Below are 20,875 nucleotides of genomic sequence, written 5' to 3'. Positions count from 1 at the left end.
AAATCCAACGCATTGAGAGAACATCATGAGCATTCCACAATTTGGTTTAGGTACTTTCCGTTTACAAGATAATGTCGTGAAGGATTCGGTGCGTCACGCGCTTGAGTTGGGTTATCGCGCGATTGATACCGCACAGATTTATGAAAACGAAGCGGCGGTGGGCGAGGCGATTGCCGAAAGCGGGGTAGAACGCGAAGCGCTGTTTATCACTACCAAGATTTGGGTGGCCAATTTGGCAAAAGGCCGGCTGATCCCCAGCCTGCAAGAGAGTCTGAACAAGCTGCAAACCAGCTATGTCGATCTGACGCTGATTCACTGGCCTTCGCCGAATGATGAAGTGCCGGTCGCCGAGTTTATGGCCGAATTGCTGCAGGCCAAACAGGCTGGTCTGACGCGGCAGATTGGCATTTCCAACTTCACCCTCGATCTGATGCAACAAGCCATTGATGCGGTTGGCGCCGATGCGATCGCCACTAACCAGATCGAGCTGTCGCCGTATTTGCAAAATCGCCAGGTGGTAGAGTTCGCGCGGCAGCACGGTATCGCCATCACGTCATATATGACGCTGGCATACGGCAAGGCGCTGCAGGATGAGACTATCAAGGCAATTGCCGAGCGCTACAACGCCACGACGGCGCAGGTGATTCTGGCCTGGGCGATGCAGTTGGGCTACGCGGTGATCCCATCTTCCACCAAGCGTGACAATCTGGCCAGCAACCTGCTGGCGCAGCAATTGACCTTGAGCCCGCAGGATATGGCGCAGATCGCCGCACTGGAGTGCAATGGGCGCCTGGTCAGTCCGGACGGCCTGGCGCCGCATTGGGATTGAGTTTAATCGCAGCAGATTGGTGATTGCCAGCCTGCACCTCAGGCGTTCGCGCTGGCAAGCCGTTCGCTGACAAAATCGATAAAGCTGCGCAGGCGGTTGCTGACCGCGCTGTCGCTGTAATACACCGCGTTAATCGGCATGGCCAGCGGCAGCGTGTGTTGTTGCAGTATTGGCACCAGATCGCCGCGTTTAACATCCTCATCGATCATGAAATCCGACAAACAGGCGATACCGTTGCCGTGCAAACACAGGTGACGGTGCGTCTCTCCGCTATTACTGGTCAGTGCCGGGGTGGCTTCCCATTGGCGGCCGTCGGCGCAGGCCAATGGCCAGCGATTCAATGCCGGCAGATCGTTGAAGCCGATGCAGCAATGCTGCGCCAATTCCTCCACCGTTTGTGGCGTGCCGTATTGCTGTAAATAGGCCGGTGAGGCCAGCACCTGGCGATAGCTGGTCATCAGCTTGCGCGCCTTCAGGCTGGAATCGGTCAGTTCGCCGATACGAATGGCGATATCCACTTTACGTTCTATCAGATTGATAAAGGTTTCGGAGGACACCAGCGACAGCGACATTTCCGGATACAGCGCGCGAAACTCCGCCGCCATCGGCGCCAGTACGTGCAACACAAACGGCGTGGCGGCATCCACTCGCAGCAAGCCTTGCGGCCGCTGGCGGCTTTCCATCAGGGCATTCTCCGCTGCCGCCATGTCATTCAACACTTTCTGCACCTGGCGAAAGTAGTTTTCTCCTTCCTGCGTCAGGTTAATCTGGCGGGTGGTGCGGTTGAGCAGCGTTACCCCAAGCTTGTTCTCCAGTTTTTTTACCGTTCGGCTGACGACGGAGTTTGCCTGTTCCAGGCGTTCCGCCGCGCGGCTGAAGCTCCCGCTTTCCACCACCGTCACGAAGGTAATCAGTTCATCCGAATTCGCTTTCATTGTTGCTCCAGTAGCAAAATTTATTTGAAACTTTATACATTTTTATCATTTAAGCATAGGTCGATAATTGCGTCATCAACTTGAACGCTATTTGGAGTATTACCATGCCACTCGCTCTTTTTGCGCTGACCATCAGCGCCTTTGCCATCGGCACCACCGAATTCGTGATTGTCGGGCTGATCCCCACCATTGCACAGCAGCTGGCGGTGAGCGTACCGTCCGCCGGTCTGCTGGTAACGATTTACGCCATCGGGGTGGCCATCGGCGCGCCGGTACTGACCGCCCTGACCGGGCGTATCCCGCGCAAAGCCTTGCTGGTCGGGCTGATGGCGTTGTTTACCGCCGGCAACCTGCTGGCCTGGCAGTCACCCAACTATGAAACCTTGACGGTGGCGCGCTTATTGACCGGTCTGGCCCACGGGGTGTTCTTTTCCATCGGCTCCACCATTGCTACCGGTCTGGTAGCCAGGGAAAAAGCGGCGAGCGCCATCGCTATCATGTTTGGCGGTCTGACCGTTGCATTGGTCACCGGCGTGCCGTTGGGGACTTTTATCGGCCAACATTTTGGCTGGCGTGAAACCTTCTTGGCGGTCTCGCTGCTCGGCACGCTTGCCATGGTGGCCAGCCTGGTTCTGGTGCCGAACAACATCAAAAACAAGGCCACTGCCACCCTTGGTGAACAGCTTAACGTACTGACGCAGCCACGGTTGCTGTTGATCTACGCGGTGACCGCGCTGGGGTATGGCGGCGTATTTACCACCTTCACCTTTCTGGCCCCGATGATGCAGCAATTGGCGGGCTTTTCGGCCCCGGCCGTCAGTTGGATCCTGTTGGCTTATGGCATCGCGGTGGCCATCGGCAATATCTGGGGCGGCAAGCTGGCCGATCGCCACGGTGCGGTACGCGCGCTGAGCTTTATCTTCGCCGCCCTGGCGGTGTTGCTGCTGCTGTTCCAGTTTACCGCGGGTCACGGTATTGCGGCGCTGGCGACGGTGGTTGTGATGGGGGTGTTCGCTTTCGGTAATGTGCCAGGTTTGCAGGTGTATGTGGTGCAAAAGGCCGAACAGTATGCGCCGAAGGCAGTGGACGTGGCTTCCGGTCTGAATATCGCGGCGTTCAACGTCGGCATTGCCCTGGGATCGGTCATTGGCGGTCAGACCGTCGCGACGCTGGGGCTGGCGCATACCCCGTGGATTGGCGCGTTGATCGTAGCATTGGCGCTGATGCTGATTATTTTAAGCGGCCGTCTGGATCGCAAAAGCCGGTTACAAACTGCGTAATCGCAGCGCACCCTCCCTCTTTGGCTCGCATTTGCGGGCCTTTTCGCATTTCTGTCCTTTTCCCGCTAACCTTTACATTCATATACCCTGTACCGATTGAATTCCCCTCTCAGCGTCCCTATAACTGTTAAGGCTATGCTCCGGAAAATCTAACGCCGAGCGCAGGCAGGCGTATAATCAATGCATTGTTGGCGGGAATGACTCCGCCATTTTGTCCAATGGGAAATAGGCGAATAGCGTGCCGAAACGAACTTATGCAATGAGGTATGTTGCAGGCCAGCCAGTTGAGCGAATTTTCCCTGGCGCCGTCGACCAGCCGTTACCCCCGGGGGCCGCATTGCCTACCACGGGAGCGCTGCGGGTGATGGTATGGAATATATTCAAACAGCAACGGGCCGATTGGCTGTCGGTGCTGAAAAGCTTTGGTAAAGACGCGCAACTGGTGTTGTTACAAGAGGCGCAAACTACGCCGGAACTGGTAAGCTTTGCCACCACCCATTATCTGGCGGCCGATCAGGTGCCGGCCTTCGTCTTGCCACAGCATCCCTCTGGCGTGATGACGCTGGCGGCGGCGCACCCGGTTTACTGTTGCCCGTTACGGGAACGGGAGCCGTTGTTACGGTTGGCCAAATCGGCGTTGATCACCGTTTATCCGCTGTACAACGGCCAGCTGTTGATGGTGGTGAATATCCATGCGGTGAACTTCAGCCTCGGGGTGGACGTGTATAGCAAGCAGCTGGGACCGATTGGCGAGCAGATCGCCAACCACAGCGGGCCGGTGATCATGGCGGGGGATTTCAATGCCTGGAGCCGTAAACGTATCAATGCGCTGTACCAGTTCGCCAGTGATATGGCGCTGCGCGAGGTGAATTTCACCGACGATCATCGGCGCAAGGCATTTGGTCGGCCGCTGGATTTCGTGTTTTACCGTAATCTTGGGGTGGTGGAAGCCTCGGTATTGGTAACCCAGGCTTCGGATCACAACCCGCTGCTGGTAGAGTTTCATCCCGACAGCGCCAAACCGCATTGGTGATCGCCAGGCAAAAAAAAAGCACCCGTCGCAGGGTGCTTTTTTATGCCGGCAATTTAGGTGTCGGGTGTCGAACTGTTGTCGACAAACAACGTCAATTTCAAACCAGGCTGCAAATTACTGCTCTTGCTGGCAAGGGTTGAGTTCCAACGCATCACGTCATTGATCTCGACGCCGTGACGACGTGCAATGCTGGCCAGCGAATCACCTTTGCGTACGCGATAAGTGATGCTGCTGTTGTTGCCGCTATTGCTGGCCACTTGCAGGGTTTGCCCAACTTTGAGGGTGCTCTTGGCACGTAAGTTGTTCCAACTCTGCAAATCGCTGGTACGTATATTCAACCGCTTGGCAATACCGGACAAGGTGTCGCCGGAGCGCACTTTATAGGTATTGCCGCCTGTCAACCCGCTGTTTTTCGCCAACTGGGTGCTTGGCTCGGTTACCGCGATCTGGCCATCGGCCAGCGAATCCTTCAGCCGATCGGCTCGGCCCTGGGGAACCATAATGTAATGGGGCCCGTTTGGCGCGGTAACGCCTTTTTTGTAGCCAGGGTTAAATGCCTTCATCTTGGTCAATGAAAGCCCAGCCATCTCAGCCGCCTGAGTGAGCTGTATTTGCTGACCGACGTCAACTCGCGCCAGCGCACGGGTTTCATCTGCTTTTGGCAAACGAACGCCGTACTTCTTGCTGTGCTTGATGATATCGCTCAGGGCCAGCATTTTCGGAACATAGATCGACGTTTCACGCGGAAGCGACAATGCCCAGAAATTGGTTGGCTTACCCTGGCGTTTATTCGCCTTCACCGCTTTCATGACACGGCCTTCACCACTGTTATAGGCAGCGACGGTCAATAACCAGTCGCCGTTGAACATGCGGTTAAGGTACTGCATCATATCCAGCGCAGCAGTTGTCGAGGCTACCACATCGCGGCGCCCGTCATACCACTGGTTGTTTTTTAAACCATAATTGCGACCCGTTTGTGGCACGATTTGCCATAGCCCTGCGGCGTTGGCACTTGACGTGGCGTGTGGGTCAAAAGCGCTCTCCACTATGGGTAGCAGTACCAGTTCCATCGGCATATCGCGTTTCTTGATCTGCTCGACTATCCAGTACATGTACGGCTCTGCCCGTAATGTTACATCGTGGAGATAGCTCTTACTTTTTAAGTACTTTCTTTTTTGTTCACGGATCCGGGAGTTTTCCGGAACCTCCATCTTCAGCTCGTCGCTAATGAAGTTCCACAGGTCCTGTTGCTGCGCGGTACCGCTGTTTTTATCCAACCACCGCGCCGAGCTCGCTCGACCTTTCGCTGTGTACTCTCCTGCTTCACCTTCTTGACTTGCCGAAGACAAACTCTGTGCATGCTGTTCTGGAGCTGGTGCGTCCTGCCTGGACGACTGGCACCCTACAAGCAAGACTGAGGCGAGTAATATCGCTTTAGCCTTCATGTGTGTGTCAATATAGTTGCTTAAAAGACGAGCGATCATACTTCGCTTAAGCAAATAACACAACCAAAAGCTTCAGAAGCTATCCTTGCGCAGCCGTAATTCGGAAAAAACCGAATGAAGTTGTTCAGGGGGGCTATCAAAGCCCAATTTCTTTTGTAAATCAGTGTCATGGCAACGTAAAAAAAGGTTAATTTTACGCTCTAATTGCAGGGTTGTAGGCACGCTGGGTTGGTTTTTTGCCCTTAATGCCATGACTTGTTGTTGATATGTTTCAATTTGTCGATCTTCCGGCAAAATAGCCCGCGCAAACTTAAGATTTGAAACAGTATATTCGTGTGCGCAGCAGATTTTAGTGTTATCGGGAAGTTGCGCGAGTTGTTGAAACGAGTAGTACATTTGTTCGGCGGTGCCTTCAAACAGCCGGCCGCAACCGGCAGAAAAAATCGTATCGCCACAGAACAAATAAGGTGCACTGTAGAATGCGACGTGACCCAGAGTATGTCCGGGAACCGCTATTACGCGGTATTCTCTGCCGCTGACGGTAATGATGTCGCGGTCCTCTACCAGGGTGGTCGCACCTTTATTGGCGGTTTCTTGCGGGCCGTATACCGGCAATGCAGGATATTGCGCCACAATTTGTGCCACGCCGCCGACGTGATCGTGATGATGATGAGTCAGCAATATGGCATCGGGCGTGAGCTCTAGCTGGCGCAATGCTTCCAGTACCGGTTGCGCGTCACCTGGATCGACAATGGTGCAATGTCCCTGTTGGTCATCCAATATCCAAATGTAATTGTCCTGCAAGGCAGGAATGCTGATAAGATTCATCGGACACCTCTCGTTGGCAACGGCTTGAAAGAAGATAATAAAACATGAAACCAGCCCATACTCTACAACAGCTCGCCAGCCCGCAATCCTGGGCGGCGCTGCCGTGGGGGGAATATTACCGTGCAGCGCTTGAGCGTCAGCTGCAGCCCTGGTGGCCCAAGCTGTTCGGTTTCCACTTATTAAAGCTGGGTAATCTCAGTGCCGGGCTGGCCACCGACAAATGCGCCATTTCCCACCAGGTCAACGTTGGTCTGAACGGTGGCAACCTGCAGGTTATTGCCGATCCCTACCAATTGCCATTCGCCGACAAGTCGGTCGATGCCTGTCTGATGGCGCAGGCGTTGTCCTATGCCGATGACCCGCATCGCATGCTGCGCGAAGTAGATCGCATTCTGATTGATGACGGTTGGCTGGTGCTCAGCACCTTTAATCCGTTCAGCGTACTGGGACTGGGCAAACTTATCCCCGGTCTGCGCCAGCGTCAACCCTTTGCCAGCCGCATGTTTACCCAGATGCGGCTGTTGGACTGGCTGAGCCTGTTGAACTATGAAGTCTTGCAGCAAACGCGTTTTCACGTGTTGCCGTGGCACCGCCAAGGCGGCGTGTTTTTAGGTACCCACCTGCCGGCGCTGGGCTGCATGAGCATGATAGTGGCGCGTAAACGCACGGTGCCACTGACCCCGACGCCGATGAAACTTGGCGCACGTAAGCCGGCTCTCAGCCGCGCTGTGGGCGCGACCAAGAGTTATCGCAAATTACCGTAACGCTGGCGCCAGCGGATTACGCCTCTGGTTTATAGCCGCTGTCTTCCTGCGTGGGGTTGCCAGCAGCTTCGCGAGCCAGCACGTCGCAACGCTCGTTTTCCGGGTGTCCGGCATGCCCCTTGACCCATTCCCAGCGAATGGTGTGGCGGGCGATCGCCAGATCCAGCCGCTGCCACAGGTCGACGTTTTTGACCGGTTTTTTGTCGGCGGTTTTCCAGCCGCGCTTCTTCCAGTTATGGATCCAGCTGGTAATGCCCTGGCGCACGTACTGGCTATCGGTGCTGAGGATCACTTCACAGGGCGCGGTTAGTGCTTCCAGCGCCACGATCGCCGCCATCAGCTCCATACGGTTATTGGTGGTGAGCCGGTAACCGGCACTGAAGGTTTTTTCAACCTGTTTATAGCGCAAGATTGCGCCGTAACCACCGGGGCCGGGGTTGCCAAGGCAGGAGCCATCGGTGAAAATTTCTACCTGTTTGAGCATCTCTGGTAGACTCTTCCTATCAGTTTTATAAAAGCCAAGTCTGACATAAACGAGCGCTATGAGCACTGCAATATGATCACTACACCAACCAGACAGATCGTACTCGATACCGAAACCACCGGTATGAACAAGTTAGGGGTTCATTACGAAGGCCACCGCATTATCGAAATCGGTGCGGTAGAAGTGATCAACCGTCGCCTGACTGGCCGTCATTATCATGTTTACGTCAAGCCGGATCGGCTGGTGGATCCTGAAGCCTACGGCGTGCACGGCATCAGTGATGAATTCCTGGCGGATAAACCGACCTTCGATCAGATAGCCGATGAATTTATCGAATTCATCCGCGGCGGTGAGCTGGTCATCCATAACGCGGCGTTCGATATCGGCTTTATGGATCACGAATTCCGCATGTTGCAGCAGAACATCCCGAAGACGGAAACCTTCTGTACCATTACCGACAGCCTGCTGATGGCGCGTCGCCTGTTCCCGGGCAAGCGCAACAACCTTGATGCGCTGTGCAGCCGTTACGAGATCGACAATAGCAAGCGAACCTTGCACGGCGCTTTGCTCGATGCCGAGATCCTGGCCGAAGTTTATCTGGCGATGACCGGCGGTCAGACCACCATGGCATTTCAGATGGAAGGGGATACCCAGCAGAGCGATTCCACGCAGGAAATTCAGCGTATTGCCCGCCCGGCAACGTCGATGAAGGTGATTTATGCCAATGATGACGAAGTGGTGGCACACGAATCTCGGCTGGATCTGGTGGCGAAAAAAGGCGGTGGCAACTGCCTGTGGCGGGCGGAATAACCCGCAGGATAATTTCGCTGGCGCACTGACGGAACCCCCATTGGCGATATTCGCTGAAAATCTGTGCAAACGGTTATTATCATAAGAAAAAGACATTGACGGAATCAGCCGCCGTCCGTAATATGCGCCTCGTTCCCCCGTAAGAGGGAACGGCGCGGAGCGGTAGTTCAGTTGGTTAGAATACCTGCCTGTCACGCAGGGGGTCGCGGGTTCGAGCCCCGTCCGTTCCGCCAACATTCAGAAGCCCTGAATCAGCAATGATTCAGGGCTTCGTTGTTTCTACTCCTTGCTCATTTCCACCTTGCCAAACATCACCGTCTGGTTGGCCGCATACTCATGGCGGGCAATGTAGCGGTAACAGCCGCCGCCAAGCAACACGCCGATAAACCAGCTGAAATTCGCGACTTCGTGCAGGCTGGGCGTAAAACCAATCGCCAGACCCACCGCCACTGAAGGTAATAACGCCAGGATGGCCTTCGGGTTAAAGCCATTGTGATACCAGTAGCGGCCATTCGGCGTGGCGTTAAACAGATCGTCGACGTGTATCTGGCCGCGTTTGATCAGGTAAAAATCCACCACCAAAATACCAAACAACGGTCCGATAAACGCACCTAAAACGTCCAGGGTGTAATGGATCAGCTCCGGTGACTGGAACAGGTTCCATGGCGTCAACAGCACTGAGCCGACGGCTGCGATCATGCCGCCGGTACGGAAGCTGATTTTTTGTGGCGCGCAGTTGGAGAAGTCGAATGCCGGCGACACGAAGTTGGCGACGATATTGATGCCGATGGTGGCGGTAATCATGGTCAGCAGGCCGATGGCCACCGCCACGCTGTTGCCGACGCGGGTTACGGTTTCAATCGGATCGGTGATCATCTGGCCAAACAGCGATTGCGTGCCGGAGACGATCACCACCGTCACCAGTGAAAACAGCAGAAAGTTGAACGGCAGCCCCCAGCGGTTGCCGCGGCGGATTTCCTGCATGCTTTTGCCATAGCGAGAAAAATCGCCGAAGTTGAGCAACGGACCGGAGAAGTAGGACACCACCAACGCGGTGGCGGTCAGCATTTGCCAGCCCTGCTCCTGCGCGCTGAGCGACTTGCTGGCCAGGGTAAAGGAGATGTTTTCCAGCCCGGTTTTGTACACAATCCAGCCGGCCAGCGCCAGCATTACCACGTAAACCGCCGGCCCGGCGACGTCAATAAAGCGCTTGATGGCGTTCATGCCATGCCAGAACACCATCGCCTGCAGTATCCACATGATGCCAAAGCATAGCCAGCCGAGGGCGGAAAGCCCGAGCCAGTGCGGCAGCGTCAGTGGCATCAGCGCCGGGAAGAACTTCAGCAGTACCAGCATCAGCGCATTGGCTGCCAGATAGGTTTGAATGCCATACCAGGCGAACGCGATAAGCCCTCGGATCACCGCCGGAATATTGGCGCCGAACACGCCGAACGCCTGGCGGCAGATGACCGCGTACGGCACGCCGGTCATCTGGCTGGGCTTGGCTACCAGATTGGCGCACAGCTGGACAATGCAAATTCCTGCCAACAGGCAAATCAGCACCTGCCAACTGGCCAGCCCCAGGGTAAAGAAGCTGGCTGCCACCACATAGCCGCCCATGCTATGCACGTCCGACATCCAGAAAGAAAAAATGTTGTACCAGTTCCAGTTCTGATTGCGCGTTGGCGCCAGATCGTCATTGCACAGCTTCGGACTGTATTTTTCATTGGGGTTTGGCATAAATCGTGCTCCTGTCTAGAACGGCACCCGGATGTATTCACCGTATTTGGCTCAATGTTGCTGGCAGGGCTTTTGCAGGATTCAGGCCAGATTTTTCTTTTTTGTATACAAGGGTGATTTTTGTTGTATACGATTTGTTATCCAATGGTATGCGGAGCAGCGTGATGATTGGCACCCAAGCCACGTGGGACAGGCTCGACGCCACCTACTTTACTGAAGATCGCGACGATCATATTTACAACCAACTGGTGAAAGCTATCGTCGAACATCGACTGCTGCCAGGCAGCAGATTGCCGGAAGAGGCGTTGGCGGACACCTTCGGCGTGAGCCGCACCGGAATTCGCCGGGTATTGCAGCGCCTTGCGGCAGTGCAACTGGTGACACAACTGCCCAAACGTGGTGCACAGGTCACCACGCCGGGAGAAGACGAGGCCCGCCAGGTGTTCGCTACGCGCAAGCTGCTGGAGTGCGCCAATTTGCCGCAGGTGGTGAGCCGTTGCCGCGCGGAACAGATACTGATGCTGGATACCCTGGTCGCCCAGGAACAACAGGCGCATCGCGATCGTGACGCCGCCGCAGCGATTCGCCTGTCTGCCGCGTTTCACGTGCAATTACAGGCGACAAGCGGTAACCAGGTGTTGACGGAGACGGTGTCGCAGCTGACGCTGCGCTCATCGCTGGCGATCGCCGCCTACGGCGCGCCATGGCAGCAGGGCTGCCGCTGCCACGATCATCACCATCTGCTGAGGCTGTTACGCAACGCCGACGCGGAGGGGCTGGCGGAACAGATGGCGCAGCATTTTGACGACATCGTTGGCCACCTGCGCTTTAACCGCCATGACGGCGTCACGCCGGACTTCACTCATATCTTCACCCGCGTGCGCCAGCAGGAGCCACAATGAAAATTCAGCTAATCAACCCCAACACCAGCCAGGCGATGACGGAAACCATCGCCACTGCGGCGCGCGCGGTTGCCGCAATCGGCACGGAGATAATCGCCGTCTGCCCGCAGCAGGGGGCGCCGTCGATTGAAGGGCACTTTGATGAGGCGATTGCCGCCGTTGGCGTATTGCAGCGGGTAAAGCAGGGGCGCGAAGCCGGAGTCGACGGCCATATTATCGCCTGTTTTGGCGATCCCGGTCTGTTGGCGGCTCGTGAACTGGCCGACGCGCCGGTGGTCGGTATTGCCGAAGCGGCGATGCATATGGCCACGCTGGTGGCGACGCGTTTTTCCATCGTTACTACTTTGCCCCGCACGCTGATTATCGCCCGCCATCTATTGCAGCAATACGGTTTTGAACGTCACTGTGCCGCGCTGCACGCCATTGATTTGCCGGTGCTGGCGCTGGAGGACGGCAGCGGCGTAGCGCAGCAGAAAGTGCGCGAACAATGCCTGCTTGCCAAGCGGCAGGACGGTAGCGGGGCGATCGTGCTAGGTTGCGGCGGTATGGCCGATCTGGCACGGGAACTGACGTATGAACTGGCGATGCCGGTGATCGACGGTGTTAGCGCGGCGGTGAAAATGATCGAAGCGCTGCACGGCCTGGGCCTGCGAACCAGCAAGCATGGCGATCTGGATTTTCCGCTGGCAAAGCCGTTAAGCGGCGTTTTCAGCGAATTTAACTGACGGGGTGGTGCGATGAAGCTGTATGAATTTAGCCATGATTATCCGCGTGACCTGGTCGGTTATGGCGGCAACCCCCCGCATGCCAACTGGCCGGGGCAGGCGCGTATTGCGCTGCAGTTTGTGTTGAATTACGAAGAAGGTTCGGAAAGTCACGTGCTGCATGGTGATGCCGGTTCCGAGCAGTTTCTGTCAGACATTATCGGCGCGGCCAGCTATCCCGAGCGTCATATGTCGATGGATTCCCTGTACGAATACGGTTCGCGCGCCGGTTTCTGGCGTATTCACCAAGAGTTCCAGCGCCGCGGGCTGCCGCTGACCATTTTTGGTGTGGCAATGGCGCTGGCGCGCAATCCGCCGGTGGTGCAGGCAATCAAAAATGCCAATTACGACGTGGTCAGCCACGGTTGGCGCTGGATCCACTATCAGAACGTGGACGAGGCGACCGAACGGCAGCACATGCAGCAGGCGATCGGCGTATTGTGCGATCTGTTCGGGCAGGCACCGCTGGGCTGGTATACCGGCCGCGACAGCCCCAATACCCGTCGGCTGCTGGTAGAACAGGGGGGCATGCTGTATGACAGCGATTATTACGGTGACGATCTGCCGTTTTGGACCGAGGTGACCTGCGCCAACGGTGACAGAAAACCGCATCTGGTCGTGCCCTATACCCTGGAGGCCAATGACATGCGTTTTGCCTCGCCGCAGGGGTTCAATACCGGTGAACAGTTCTTCACCTATTTAAAGGACAGCTTTGACGTGCTGTATGCCGAAGGGGAACGGGCGCCGAAGATGCTGTCGATCGGCATGCATTGCCGCTTGCTGGGGCGACCGGGTAAATTCCGCGCCTTGCAGCGCTTTTTGGACTACGTCCAGCAGCACGATCGCGTGTGGATTTGTCGCCGGCAGGAGATTGCCGAACACTGGCTGGCGCACCATCCGTATCAGGGATGATAATAAAAAAACCACCGTTGAACCGGTGGTTTTTTGCAAATAGGGCGCCATCTGCGGCACCCTGGCTATCTTGGGATCAGAACAATACCGAATAGTTCAGGCCAAAGGTGCGGCCACGGCCTTTATAGCTGTACAGCTCGGACGAACCATAGGTTGGGCTGTACAGGATTGGTGCGCGCTGCCCCCAAACGGTGGTGTAGTTTTTGTCCAGCAGGTTTTCTACGCTGAAGCTGACCTTGCCCACCGGCAGGGCGTAGCTGCCAAGGAAGTCGACGGTGTTGTAGCCGTTGAGTTTATTACCGTCGGCATCGGAAACATCGAAGGTCTGCTGCGACTGTACGCGCAGATTCCAGTCGCCCGGTGCCCAGTTGACATAGGCGGTGGCTTTCGACGGGCTGGCGGTATCCACGGTCAGTTTTTCCCACTTGCCATCTACCTTGGTCTGCGATTTGATCAGGTTGAAGGTCGCACCGGTGCTCCATTCGCTATCATCGAAGAAGTAATCAACCGTACCTTCCACGCCGTAAATGCGGCGCTTGTCGGAATCCAGATTGATGGTCATGTCGGTCTTGTTGATCGAAATGGTTTTGTCTGACAGCGAGTAATAGGCAGCCACCTGGGTGCGCAGATTATCCCCGGTGTAGCGCCAGCCCAGCTCGTAAGCGTTGACCTTGATACCGTCCAGTTTGGAGTCGTTGACGTTGACGCTGTTTTGCAACTGATAGTGGCCGTTCACCAGCTTATAGTTGCCGGAGCCGTAATATTTCGCCAGATCCGGGATCTCGAAGCCCTGCGAGAAGTTGAACCACGCCTGCTGGCGTTCGGTCAGGTGTGCCAGCAAACCGGCATTGAACAGTGCGTTATTGTAGCTGGTCTTGCCGCCCGGCACCGCGTCGGCAGAGTTGGCCAGGCCGTTGGCGATACCCTGTTGCTGCGCATAGCCGACAAAGTCGTCCACCTTGTTTTCGGTGTACTGGTAACGTACGCCGCCGCTCAGGGTGAAGATCGGGTTGATGTCATAGTTGGCCTGCAGGAACGGCGCCAGGTTGGTGGTGGTGTAGCTCGGATAACGGCCAACGTTGTAGGCGTTTTCCAGATACATGCCACCGGACTGCTGCGCCTTGTCCAGATTGAAGAACTGCTGGTTGGCATTGAAGCTTTCATGCTCGGCATCGACGCCGTAGGTCAGTGTCAGGCTGTCGATCGGTTTGCTGTTCAGCGTCAGCTTGCCACCGTAGAAATCGGTTTTCTGCTGCGAGGCGCCGATGCTGGTTACCTGCCCCTTGGACAAGGTCGGGAACGGGTAGAAAGTCAGTGATTCGTCACGGTAGTACACCTGCGCCACCAGATCCTGTCCCCAGAAGTCGGTGTTGGAGTATTGCAGGTTGATCAAATGGCGTTCGGTTCCGGGGATGCGGTCAGAATTCAGCGCGCTGCTGTTAGACGCTTTACCTGCGCCGGTTACCGCCGAGAAGTTCTCGCCGAGGTACAGACCGTGTTCGCCGTCGGACTGACTTTTGTAATACTGGGTGGTCAGCTGCAGCTGCTGATGCTCGTCGATGTTGATGGTGCCAGTGCCCATCACGTCAATGCGATCGGAATATTGCAGGCCGGTCTGGGTATTGTCGATCAGCACTTCCTTGCCTTTGCCATCGTACCAGCCGCCGTAGCGCTGATACGATACCGACAGGCGTCCGGAGGCATGTTCGGTGCCACCGCTGACCGCGGCCGATACGTTTTCATCGTGATCGTTGTGGCTGTTGAAGCCGGTTTTACCGCCGATTTGCAGTTCGACCTGCTTTTCCTCCTGGCCTTTTTTGGTCACGATGTTGATCAGGCCGCCGGTGCTGCCGCCGCCGTACAGCGAGGTCGCACCGGAAATCACCTCAATACGATCGATATTGAACGGATCGATCGAATCCAGCTGGCGACTGTCGGTACGCGACGAGTTCTGCCGCACGCCGTCGATCATCACCAGCATCGAACGGCCGCGCATGTTCATGCCGTAGTTGGTCCGGCCCTGACTGCTGACGTCCATACCGGGGATCAGCTGCGCCAGGATCTCTTTGATCTCTTTTCCGCCCTGAACCTGCTGTTCGATCTCCTGGCTTTCGATGACCCAGGTGGTTTGCGCCATTTCCGCGGCGCTGCGGTGCGCGCGGCTGGCGGAAACCACCAGTTGTTCTTCATTTTTTTGTTGTTCTGCCCAGGCTGCTGGCGCGAGCATCGCCAGCAGGCAAGGGTTCACTACCCAGAGGTGTTTGCGTTTCATCGTTATTTCCAATATTTCCCGTTGTTGGTGTGCGTCAAAAAAGGGTAAGTCTCAGATTTCCGAGTAATTGAGCATAGTCTGTGCTGCACGGGTTGGGGTGCCCGGCTGTTGACTACGCCATTGAATTACCGCCGGGGTGGACGCCAAGTCGAACTGCTCGCGTCCTAAAGCCCGGTTGAGGATCCGCGCTGCTCGCCAGGCCATCAGGCTGAGCTGAGGTTCGGCGATGCCGTGACTATGCATGCCGGCATTGACGGCGAACAGGCAGTTTTCTGCCGGGCCGTCCCAGCCAAGGGTAAAGTCGGGCGCCACGCGGTAGTTTTCGTCGGCGGTGAGGTGCAAACGTTCCGCCAGCGGTGCCAGAAATGCCGGGCGATCCTGCTGATAGCCGGTGGCGAAAATCACCACGTCGCTGTCGAAGGTTTCCTTGCCCTGATCGAGATGATGATGCGTCACCAACTGGTAGCCGTTGCCCTGTGCGTGCAGCGCCGCCAGCGAGCGGCTCGGCAACAGGCGTGCCCACGGCGTTTCGCGCAGCACTTCAAAGCGGTGATACATGGCACGGTAAATTGCCAGCAGTGATTCGCTGGTAATACCGTCGGAGGTCATCTTCTGTTCGCTCAGCATGCGCTGTTTGGCGCTGTCGTTCAGGGTATAGAAGCTTTCCACGTATTCCGGGGTGAAATACTCGTTGGCGAAGGCCGCCTCGTCGAGCGCATTGTAGTTATTGCGGCGTGACACCCAGTTTAACTGGCTCGGCAGACCCCATTCGCCGCGGAAAATATTCAGGAACAGATCGGCACCGCTCTGCCCGCCGCCGACCACGGTAACGCGTTTACCGGCCAGTTCCGGGTTGCGCAGCGCCATTTCGCTGGCGTGGAAACAGCTATCGTTTTGCTCGGTCACACATTCCGGCAGCAGAATCTTCTTGCCGATGCCCAGACACACATGGCGGGCATGATAAACGCCGCGCTGAGTGGTCACCGCAAACAGTCGTTGACGATCGTCAAATTCCACCTGATGAATATCCTGGCTGAATGCCAGCGACGCCATGCCGTTGGCCGCCCAGCCCAGATAGTCGGCGAACTCTTCGCGTGACACCGTGCGCTGCTCGGTAGTCAGGAAACGGTAGAATTTCTTCCGTTTGACCAGATAGTTGAGGAAACTGTAGGGATTGGTGGGCGACACCGCGCTGACCAGATCCTTCAGGAAGCTGGTCTGCATGTGACAATCCGGCACCATCATGCCCGGGTGCCAGGAAAAATGGGGTTTACGCTCGAAGAACCGCGCATTAAAACCGTCAACCTCGCTGCCGAGCGCGGCAATGCTGAGGTTGAAAGGGCCGACACCGATGCCGATGAAATCGAGGGGCTGATTCATTGGGCAAACTCCTTGGTGACCAAATAGAGAGGGTTATCCAGATCCTGTAGATAGTTGGGCAACATGCGGCTGCCGCCATCGTGCTCTGAATAGGTGAGTTTCACCGGGTTGAGCACCACACGAATGATTTGTGGTTTAAACAGATTGAAAAGATCAAAACGCTCTGCCATGTCCGGGTGCAGCGCCATATAGCGTTGCAGCACCTGCGCCAGCAGTTGGTAGAATTGTGGTTCGCTCAGATTGCAGCTCGCCATCAGCGGCGAAATAAACCGCAGCACGGTAACAAAATGCCCGGTTTGCAAATCGTGGATCAGGTAATCGGCCGGCAGGCGCACGGTCACGTCCTTCACTACCTGCGGTAGCGAGGCGCTCTCGGCAAACTCCTGATCGACCAGGCGCATATCACCCTGGAAGTCCTTCAACAGTACGCGCTGCGGTACATGCTCTTTCATCACCAGCGTGATGTTCTGGCCATGTGCGATCAGCGCCACGCCGTAACGGCACATCAGGTGATACATCGGGATCACCACCGCCTGGAACATCTGCGTCAGCCAGGCTTCGGCGCTCAGGCCCGAGCGGGCGATGTAGGCGGCAATCAGCGGCTGGCCGTGGTTGTCGGTTTCCATCAGCGTGGCCATCAGAATCGCCTGCTCGTCGTCCTTTAAATAGCAGGACGGATTTTCGCGCCAGATGACGCCGAGCATTTCCTGATAGCGATAAGGCGCCTGTTTCAACGCCGCATAGGTCTGATGCGTCATGTAACCGGCTGCCGGCTCGCCAAGGATCTGTGCGCCGCTGGCCTGCAGCGTGCGGTCTTCGGCAAAGATCTGCTGCAACCAGCGGGAAGCCGCCGGACCGGCGCTGATATATTTGCCGGGAATGCCGCGGTAGCAGGAGGTGTTATAAATGGTCAACGGCAGCTTGATGTCGAACGGCACGCGACGGCTGACGTTGGTCAGGGTGCGCAGCGACTGTTGTGCCAGATAGCTGTCACCGAACTCGCCCAGTTCCACCAATTCACCGGCGGCCAATTGCGGTAAAAAGTGCAGGGCGATTTTCTGCTGCCACTGCCACGGGTGCAGCGGTACCGGCACCCAATCGTCATTCAATTTCAGTTCGCGCCAGCGGCGATCGAAGCGCTGGCGTTCGGCATGGTCCATCGCGCTGTTGAGCAGGTTTTCCAGCGGATACTGCTCATCGGCGCACCAGACGAAGCTGCCGCGTTGCGCTGCCACCCAATGCAGACGGAACTGGCCCTGATATTCCGGCGCATATTGTTGCAACGCCGTCAGCCCCCAGCCGCGTCGACCCTTATTGAAGATGAACTTCGGATGCCCGGCCAGCAGGCATTGTAGGGCATCGGGTTCGAGCGCGATCAGATCCTGCGCGTTCATGCCGTGGCGTGCAGCCAACAGTTGCATGTCGCCACGCAGCGTGGCGTACAGATCTTCCAGGTGCTCGGCGATCTGCGCATCGTTCATTGCCAGCACCTGCGCCAGTTGACGCAGCATGCTGTCTGCCGCCAGCGGTTGGTTGTCGCAGGCCAGCGACGCCGGATCGATATGCAACCAGCCCCAGATGCCGCGTTGGGCGCTGAAGGTATAGGCGGCGTCGCCGACGGCGATACGCCAGCCAGCGTGGTGCGCTTCCGCGTGCAGCGTGCGTTCGTACTCCAGTTCCGCCAGGATCTTGGCGATCATCTGGCGGTTGACGCGCTGCCAGTCGGCATAATCAGCAATGTTCATACGTGGCCCTCCTGGAAGAAGGCATGGCGTTGGTTGACGATCAGACGTGAACGCTTGTGCGGGAAATCGAACTCTTTCATCGTCTGGTAACCGGCAGCAGGTAAATGGCGGAACAGACGCTGGTTGTCGGCGCGCGGTTCAGCCACTACGCGCTGGGTACGCGGTTCGTCCAGATAGAGGTAATGTGTCAACCCGCGCAGCCAACTGCGGATGTACTGCGCGCCACGCCAGTTTTCTTCGCCCACCAGCATATGCAGGCCGCGGTCGAACGGCTGCCAGCGGTAGTGGCGGCCGATGCGATCTTCCGGCGCCCAATACACTTCGAAATAGCCAAATGGCCGATCGTCAAAGCAGCCGAGCAGCGGATAGCAATAGCTGGAATCCAGCTGGCGCTGCAAATAGGCGGTCTGAGTTTCCAGCGGGCCGCTCATTTCCCAGAAGGCGTTAACCCGCGGCGAGTTCATCCAGCGGGTGAACTGCTCGGCGTCGCGGTCGATCTCCGGCAGGCGGAAGCTCAGCGTGTGCTTGATTTGCGGGTCGAAGCGGCGATAGACCTCGCCCTGTGGCCGCGCCGGACGCTGCGGAAACCACAGTGCCCGCTCGGCGTCGTATTGCATCTGTCCGCTGGCCGAATTGCGTTCCGCCATCAGCCACAGCGGCAGTTGATAAAAGGCTTCGCGCGCCAGATAGTCGCCGCTGGCCAGGGCAAACAGTGCCTGCGCCTGGGGTTCTTCGCGCCATTCGGCATACGGCAGCGTCACACCGCTGAGCGTGGGCGCGGCAACCAGCAGCTGGTCCAGCGCCTGTACCAGCCAGCCAGCTGGCAACGCGCTACCCAGATGATGCAACACGGCGCTACCGTCCAGCCCGAGGCTGAGCGGCAGGTTTTTGTCCAGGTGTTCACAGCGGAAGCCGCCGAAAGCGTGCACCAGTTTGGCAATTGGTATCATGCGGTTTCTCCCGAGCGCAGCGGGTTGACGAAATCGAAATAAATCACCGCCGGATCGACGATGGTGTTCTCATTGTGATCGTGCAGATAGCAGAAGAAGTTGCCTTTGCAGTTCCAATGGCTGCTGTCGAGCACGTAATCCAGGCAGCGCGTGTTGCGCGCGGTGGCGCGCAGACGGCTCAGTGCGTCGCGTACTCGCAGCATCAGGCTCTGTTCGTCGTCGAAACCGGCAGCGGCCAACGCTGCGGTAACCGCCAGCGTGGAGTTGACCAGCAGGTAATACGGGAAGTAGCGCAGCAACTGCTGCTCGCTGAAGCGGTTTTCCGCCTCGGCTTCGCCAATCTCTGCCAACCACGGCGTCGCGTCGCCGGTAAAGCCGCTGCCCTGGCAGTCGCGATACAGCATGCCGACTGGCAGATCCTGCTGCATCTCCACCAGAATATTCTGCTGGTGCGCCAGCAGTACCAGGCCGTAATCGGCTTCGGTGCTGAACAGTGGCAGCAGTACGTGGTCGCAATAAGCATCCAGCCAGCAGCGGGCTGCCTGCTGCAACGGCAACTGCAAGCGTGCCGCCAGACGGCGTACCGCAGCGGCCAGCAGGCTGTCGCCGCCATCCGGCGCGGCCTGGGTCAGCGTTACCAGAACGTTGGTTTGCGTTTGCGGCCGATCGAACAGCAGGTTGACGCGTAGCGCCATCAGGCTCTCTTCCTGAACGTCGCCGTTGAGATCGCGCAGGCCGGCCCAGCCGTCTTCCTGCATCACGCGCATCGTCGGGTAGCGTGCCTGCAACGCTTGCCAGCGCTCGGTTTGTGCCAGCCGCGCCAGACGCATACCGCGTTTCACTTCTTTTACCGACAGGGTGCGTACCGAATTGGTCAGGCGCACGCTGAGTGAGAACTTGATCATGTCGCGGTTGCTTTCGCAGTACAGCGAGCGTGAGGAACTGGTTGGCAGCCAGCGCTCGCCGGCTTCGCCCAGATCGCGCAACGCGTTTTGCACCAGCAGGTCGTGACACCAGTCCTGCGCAAGCAAATGTTCGGCCTGCCATGGGTGCATTGGCAGCAGCCAGACTTCATCGGTGAAATGCGCTAACAGCTGCGGAGCGCTTTCGGCGGCGAAGCGCTGCAGACGCTGTTGCAACGACAATCCCAGGCTGTCACCACAGACAAAGCGCTTGTTCACCGCGAACCAGCGCAGCGGGAAACGCGCGCCGAAGTCTGGCAGATAACGGCGCGCCTGCTGATGATCAAACGGTTCGTGGGATTTTGGCGCCGGGTGGAAGGCATGACCGACCAGCAATCCCTGTTCCGCCTGGGCGAAATTCAACGGCCTGTCACGCAGCATCGGCCAGTCAAGGCGGTTGTCGATGGCCTGTTGAGTATTGTCGTGACTTTCCAGCACGCGTTGGCGGAAGCGGGCGATCGCCTCATCATTCAGTGAGCCCTTGACCGTCGGTTTGGCCAATAGCAGCGTCACCAGTTGTTCCACGCTCAGCGCTTCACCCGGGCCGTCGTCCTGCTGATGCAGATAGGCCGGGAAAAGATAATGGTGATGCTGGGTGGGCGAAATATGGCGAAGTGAAATGCGAATGGCGCTATGAATGGAAAGGGGAATATGTAACTGCGGATGTTGCTGGCTGTTAGCGGCCGGGATGATTTGCCAGTCCCGGGTTTCACGCATCAATGCGTTAAGAAAACATTGCGCAGCCACATCGGTCGTCGCGGTTGCAAACTGAATGGTCATGATCCCTGATTCGCTATGAAACAATTGAGAATGATTCTTATATCAATAATACTTATTGTT

18 protein-coding genes and 1 tRNA gene are annotated in these 20,875 nt (G+C 57.1%); 9 read left to right on the top strand and 10 right to left on the bottom strand.

What is annotated here, in order from left to right; genetic code table 11:
• Positions 1–25 precede the first annotated feature (25 nt).
• Positions 26–829: a 2,5-didehydrogluconate reductase DkgB gene (gene dkgB / locus NYE85_RS22615; protein ID WP_259006974.1), complete on the top strand. Its 804-nt coding sequence runs from the start codon at positions 26–28 to the stop codon at positions 827–829.
• 38 nt (positions 830–867) lie between these two features.
• On the opposite strand, the gene yafC is transcribed toward dkgB, so the two are convergent.
• On the bottom strand, positions 868–1,764 hold the full coding sequence (gene yafC / locus NYE85_RS22610; RefSeq protein WP_259006973.1) for a DNA-binding transcriptional regulator YafC: 897 nt from the start codon (positions 1,762–1,764) through the stop codon (positions 868–870).
• Positions 1,765–1,868: 104 nt separating this feature from the next.
• On the opposite strand from yafC, the gene NYE85_RS22605 reads away from it, so the two are divergent.
• Together NYE85_RS22605 and NYE85_RS22600 are read left to right on the top strand one after the other, a co-directional pair.
• Positions 1,869–3,044: an MFS transporter gene (locus NYE85_RS22605; RefSeq protein ID WP_259006972.1), complete on the top strand. Its 1,176-nt coding sequence runs from the start codon at positions 1,869–1,871 to the stop codon at positions 3,042–3,044.
• Between the two features lie 238 nt (positions 3,045–3,282).
• The gene (locus NYE85_RS22600; protein ID WP_259006970.1) at positions 3,283–4,077 is read left to right on the top strand and encodes an endonuclease/exonuclease/phosphatase family protein; all 795 of its coding nucleotides are present in this window, start codon (positions 3,283–3,285) and stop codon (positions 4,075–4,077) included.
• 53 nt (positions 4,078–4,130) lie between these two features.
• Here NYE85_RS22600 and mltD read toward each other — a convergent pair whose 3' ends face one another.
• Both mltD and gloB read right to left on the bottom strand, forming a co-directional pair.
• Positions 4,131–5,522 carry a murein transglycosylase D gene (gene mltD, locus NYE85_RS22595; protein ID WP_259007019.1) on the bottom strand — a complete coding sequence of 464 codons (1,392 nt, stop codon included), beginning with the start codon at positions 5,520–5,522 and terminating at the stop codon, positions 4,131–4,133.
• Positions 5,523–5,594: 72 nt separating this feature from the next.
• Positions 5,595–6,350 (bottom strand): hydroxyacylglutathione hydrolase, encoded by a 756-nt coding sequence (gloB, locus tag NYE85_RS22590; RefSeq protein WP_259006968.1) that lies wholly within the window; start codon positions 6,348–6,350, stop codon positions 5,595–5,597.
• A 44-nt stretch (positions 6,351–6,394) separates the two neighbouring features.
• On the opposite strand from gloB, the gene NYE85_RS22585 reads away from it, so the two are divergent.
• Complete coding sequence (locus tag NYE85_RS22585; protein WP_259006967.1) at positions 6,395–7,114, top strand: class I SAM-dependent methyltransferase; 720 nt, start codon at positions 6,395–6,397, stop codon at positions 7,112–7,114.
• A 16-nt stretch (positions 7,115–7,130) separates the two neighbouring features.
• Here NYE85_RS22585 and rnhA read toward each other — a convergent pair whose 3' ends face one another.
• Positions 7,131–7,598: a ribonuclease HI gene (gene rnhA, locus NYE85_RS22580; RefSeq protein WP_039991101.1), complete on the bottom strand. Its 468-nt coding sequence runs from the start codon at positions 7,596–7,598 to the stop codon at positions 7,131–7,133.
• Positions 7,599–7,670: 72 nt separating this feature from the next.
• On the opposite strand from rnhA, the gene dnaQ reads away from it, so the two are divergent.
• Both dnaQ and NYE85_RS22570 read left to right on the top strand, forming a co-directional pair.
• A complete protein-coding gene (gene dnaQ, locus NYE85_RS22575) occupies positions 7,671–8,408 on the top strand; it encodes a DNA polymerase III subunit epsilon (protein WP_405050704.1) in 738 nt (245 codons plus the stop codon).
• A gap of 156 nt (positions 8,409–8,564) precedes the next feature.
• A tRNA-Asp gene (locus NYE85_RS22570) sits at positions 8,565–8,641 on the top strand.
• A 46-nt stretch (positions 8,642–8,687) separates the two neighbouring features.
• Here the strand turns inward: NYE85_RS22570 and NYE85_RS22565 are convergent.
• Positions 8,688–10,148 carry an NCS1 family nucleobase:cation symporter-1 gene (locus tag NYE85_RS22565; RefSeq protein ID WP_259006964.1) on the bottom strand — a complete coding sequence of 487 codons (1,461 nt, stop codon included), beginning with the start codon at positions 10,146–10,148 and terminating at the stop codon, positions 8,688–8,690.
• A gap of 164 nt (positions 10,149–10,312) precedes the next feature.
• Here NYE85_RS22565 and NYE85_RS22560 point away from each other — a divergent pair, with 164 nt between their 5' ends.
• From NYE85_RS22560 to puuE, 3 genes are read left to right on the top strand one after another with little or no spacing between them, the layout of a single operon-like run.
• Positions 10,313–11,050 carry a GntR family transcriptional regulator gene (locus NYE85_RS22560; RefSeq protein WP_259006962.1) on the top strand — a complete coding sequence of 246 codons (738 nt, stop codon included), beginning with the start codon at positions 10,313–10,315 and terminating at the stop codon, positions 11,048–11,050.
• Positions 11,047–11,775 carry an aspartate/glutamate racemase family protein gene (locus NYE85_RS22555; RefSeq protein ID WP_259006960.1) on the top strand — a complete coding sequence of 243 codons (729 nt, stop codon included), beginning with the start codon at positions 11,047–11,049 and terminating at the stop codon, positions 11,773–11,775. Before NYE85_RS22560 ends, NYE85_RS22555 begins: the two co-directional genes overlap by 4 nt.
• A 12-nt stretch (positions 11,776–11,787) precedes the next feature.
• The gene (gene puuE, locus NYE85_RS22550) at positions 11,788–12,726 is read left to right on the top strand and encodes an allantoinase PuuE (RefSeq protein ID WP_259006959.1); all 939 of its coding nucleotides are present in this window, start codon (positions 11,788–11,790) and stop codon (positions 12,724–12,726) included.
• A 76-nt stretch (positions 12,727–12,802) separates the two neighbouring features.
• Here puuE and NYE85_RS22545 read toward each other — a convergent pair whose 3' ends face one another.
• Genes NYE85_RS22545 through NYE85_RS22525 form a run of 5 tightly spaced genes read right to left on the bottom strand, consistent with a single transcriptional unit; the run spans position 12,803 to position 20,815 of the window.
• Positions 12,803–14,998, bottom strand: coding sequence for a TonB-dependent siderophore receptor (locus NYE85_RS22545; RefSeq protein WP_259006958.1), 2,196 nt, complete (start codon positions 14,996–14,998; stop codon positions 12,803–12,805).
• A gap of 51 nt (positions 14,999–15,049) precedes the next feature.
• Positions 15,050–16,378 (bottom strand): lysine N(6)-hydroxylase/L-ornithine N(5)-oxygenase family protein, encoded by a 1,329-nt coding sequence (locus NYE85_RS22540; protein ID WP_259006956.1) that lies wholly within the window; start codon positions 16,376–16,378, stop codon positions 15,050–15,052.
• The gene (gene iucC / locus NYE85_RS22535) at positions 16,375–18,123 is read right to left on the bottom strand and encodes an aerobactin synthase IucC (RefSeq protein ID WP_259006954.1); all 1,749 of its coding nucleotides are present in this window, start codon (positions 18,121–18,123) and stop codon (positions 16,375–16,377) included. The genes NYE85_RS22540 and iucC overlap by 4 nt, the downstream gene beginning before the upstream one ends.
• Positions 18,120–19,073 carry a GNAT family N-acetyltransferase gene (locus NYE85_RS22530; protein WP_259006952.1) on the bottom strand — a complete coding sequence of 318 codons (954 nt, stop codon included), beginning with the start codon at positions 19,071–19,073 and terminating at the stop codon, positions 18,120–18,122. The genes iucC and NYE85_RS22530 overlap by 4 nt, the downstream gene beginning before the upstream one ends.
• Complete coding sequence (locus NYE85_RS22525; protein WP_259006951.1) at positions 19,070–20,815, bottom strand: IucA/IucC family siderophore biosynthesis protein; 1,746 nt, start codon at positions 20,813–20,815, stop codon at positions 19,070–19,072. Before NYE85_RS22525 ends, NYE85_RS22530 begins: the two co-directional genes overlap by 4 nt.
• Positions 20,816–20,875: the final 60 nt, after the last annotated feature.

The sequence above is a fragment of the Serratia sp. AKBS12 genome (genome assembly GCF_024793895.1).
In the GTDB taxonomy this organism is placed as follows: Bacteria; Pseudomonadota; Gammaproteobacteria; order Enterobacterales; family Enterobacteriaceae; genus Serratia_F.
The sequence above is the reverse complement of the archived record's forward strand: the minus strand, read 5'-3'. Positions and strand labels throughout refer to the sequence as shown.

Coding starts and splice junctions, on each gene's coding strand:
- dkgB (WP_259006974.1), top strand. CDS start 26: ATGAGCATTCCACAATTTGGTTTAGGTACTTTCCGTTTACAAGATAAT.
- yafC (WP_259006973.1), bottom strand. CDS start 1,764: ATGAAAGCGAATTCGGATGAACTGATTACCTTCGTGACGGTGGTGGAA.
- NYE85_RS22605 (WP_259006972.1), top strand. CDS start 1,869: ATGCCACTCGCTCTTTTTGCGCTGACCATCAGCGCCTTTGCCATCGGC.
- mltD (WP_259007019.1), bottom strand. CDS start 5,522: ATGAAGGCTAAAGCGATATTACTCGCCTCAGTCTTGCTTGTAGGGTGC.
- gloB (WP_259006968.1), bottom strand. CDS start 6,350: ATGAATCTTATCAGCATTCCTGCCTTGCAGGACAATTACATTTGGATA.
- NYE85_RS22585 (WP_259006967.1), top strand. CDS start 6,395: ATGAAACCAGCCCATACTCTACAACAGCTCGCCAGCCCGCAATCCTGG.
- rnhA (WP_039991101.1), bottom strand. CDS start 7,598: ATGCTCAAACAGGTAGAAATTTTCACCGATGGCTCCTGCCTTGGCAAC.
- dnaQ (WP_405050704.1), top strand. CDS start 7,671: ATGATCACTACACCAACCAGACAGATCGTACTCGATACCGAAACCACC.
- NYE85_RS22565 (WP_259006964.1), bottom strand. CDS start 10,148: ATGCCAAACCCCAATGAAAAATACAGTCCGAAGCTGTGCAATGACGAT.
- NYE85_RS22560 (WP_259006962.1), top strand. CDS start 10,313: ATGATTGGCACCCAAGCCACGTGGGACAGGCTCGACGCCACCTACTTT.
- NYE85_RS22555 (WP_259006960.1), top strand. CDS start 11,047: ATGAAAATTCAGCTAATCAACCCCAACACCAGCCAGGCGATGACGGAA.
- puuE (WP_259006959.1), top strand. CDS start 11,788: ATGAAGCTGTATGAATTTAGCCATGATTATCCGCGTGACCTGGTCGGT.
- NYE85_RS22545 (WP_259006958.1), bottom strand. CDS start 14,998: ATGAAACGCAAACACCTCTGGGTAGTGAACCCTTGCCTGCTGGCGATG.
- NYE85_RS22540 (WP_259006956.1), bottom strand. CDS start 16,378: ATGAATCAGCCCCTCGATTTCATCGGCATCGGTGTCGGCCCTTTCAAC.
- iucC (WP_259006954.1), bottom strand. CDS start 18,123: ATGAACATTGCTGATTATGCCGACTGGCAGCGCGTCAACCGCCAGATG.
- NYE85_RS22530 (WP_259006952.1), bottom strand. CDS start 19,073: ATGATACCAATTGCCAAACTGGTGCACGCTTTCGGCGGCTTCCGCTGT.
- NYE85_RS22525 (WP_259006951.1), bottom strand. CDS start 20,815: ATGACCATTCAGTTTGCAACCGCGACGACCGATGTGGCTGCGCAATGT.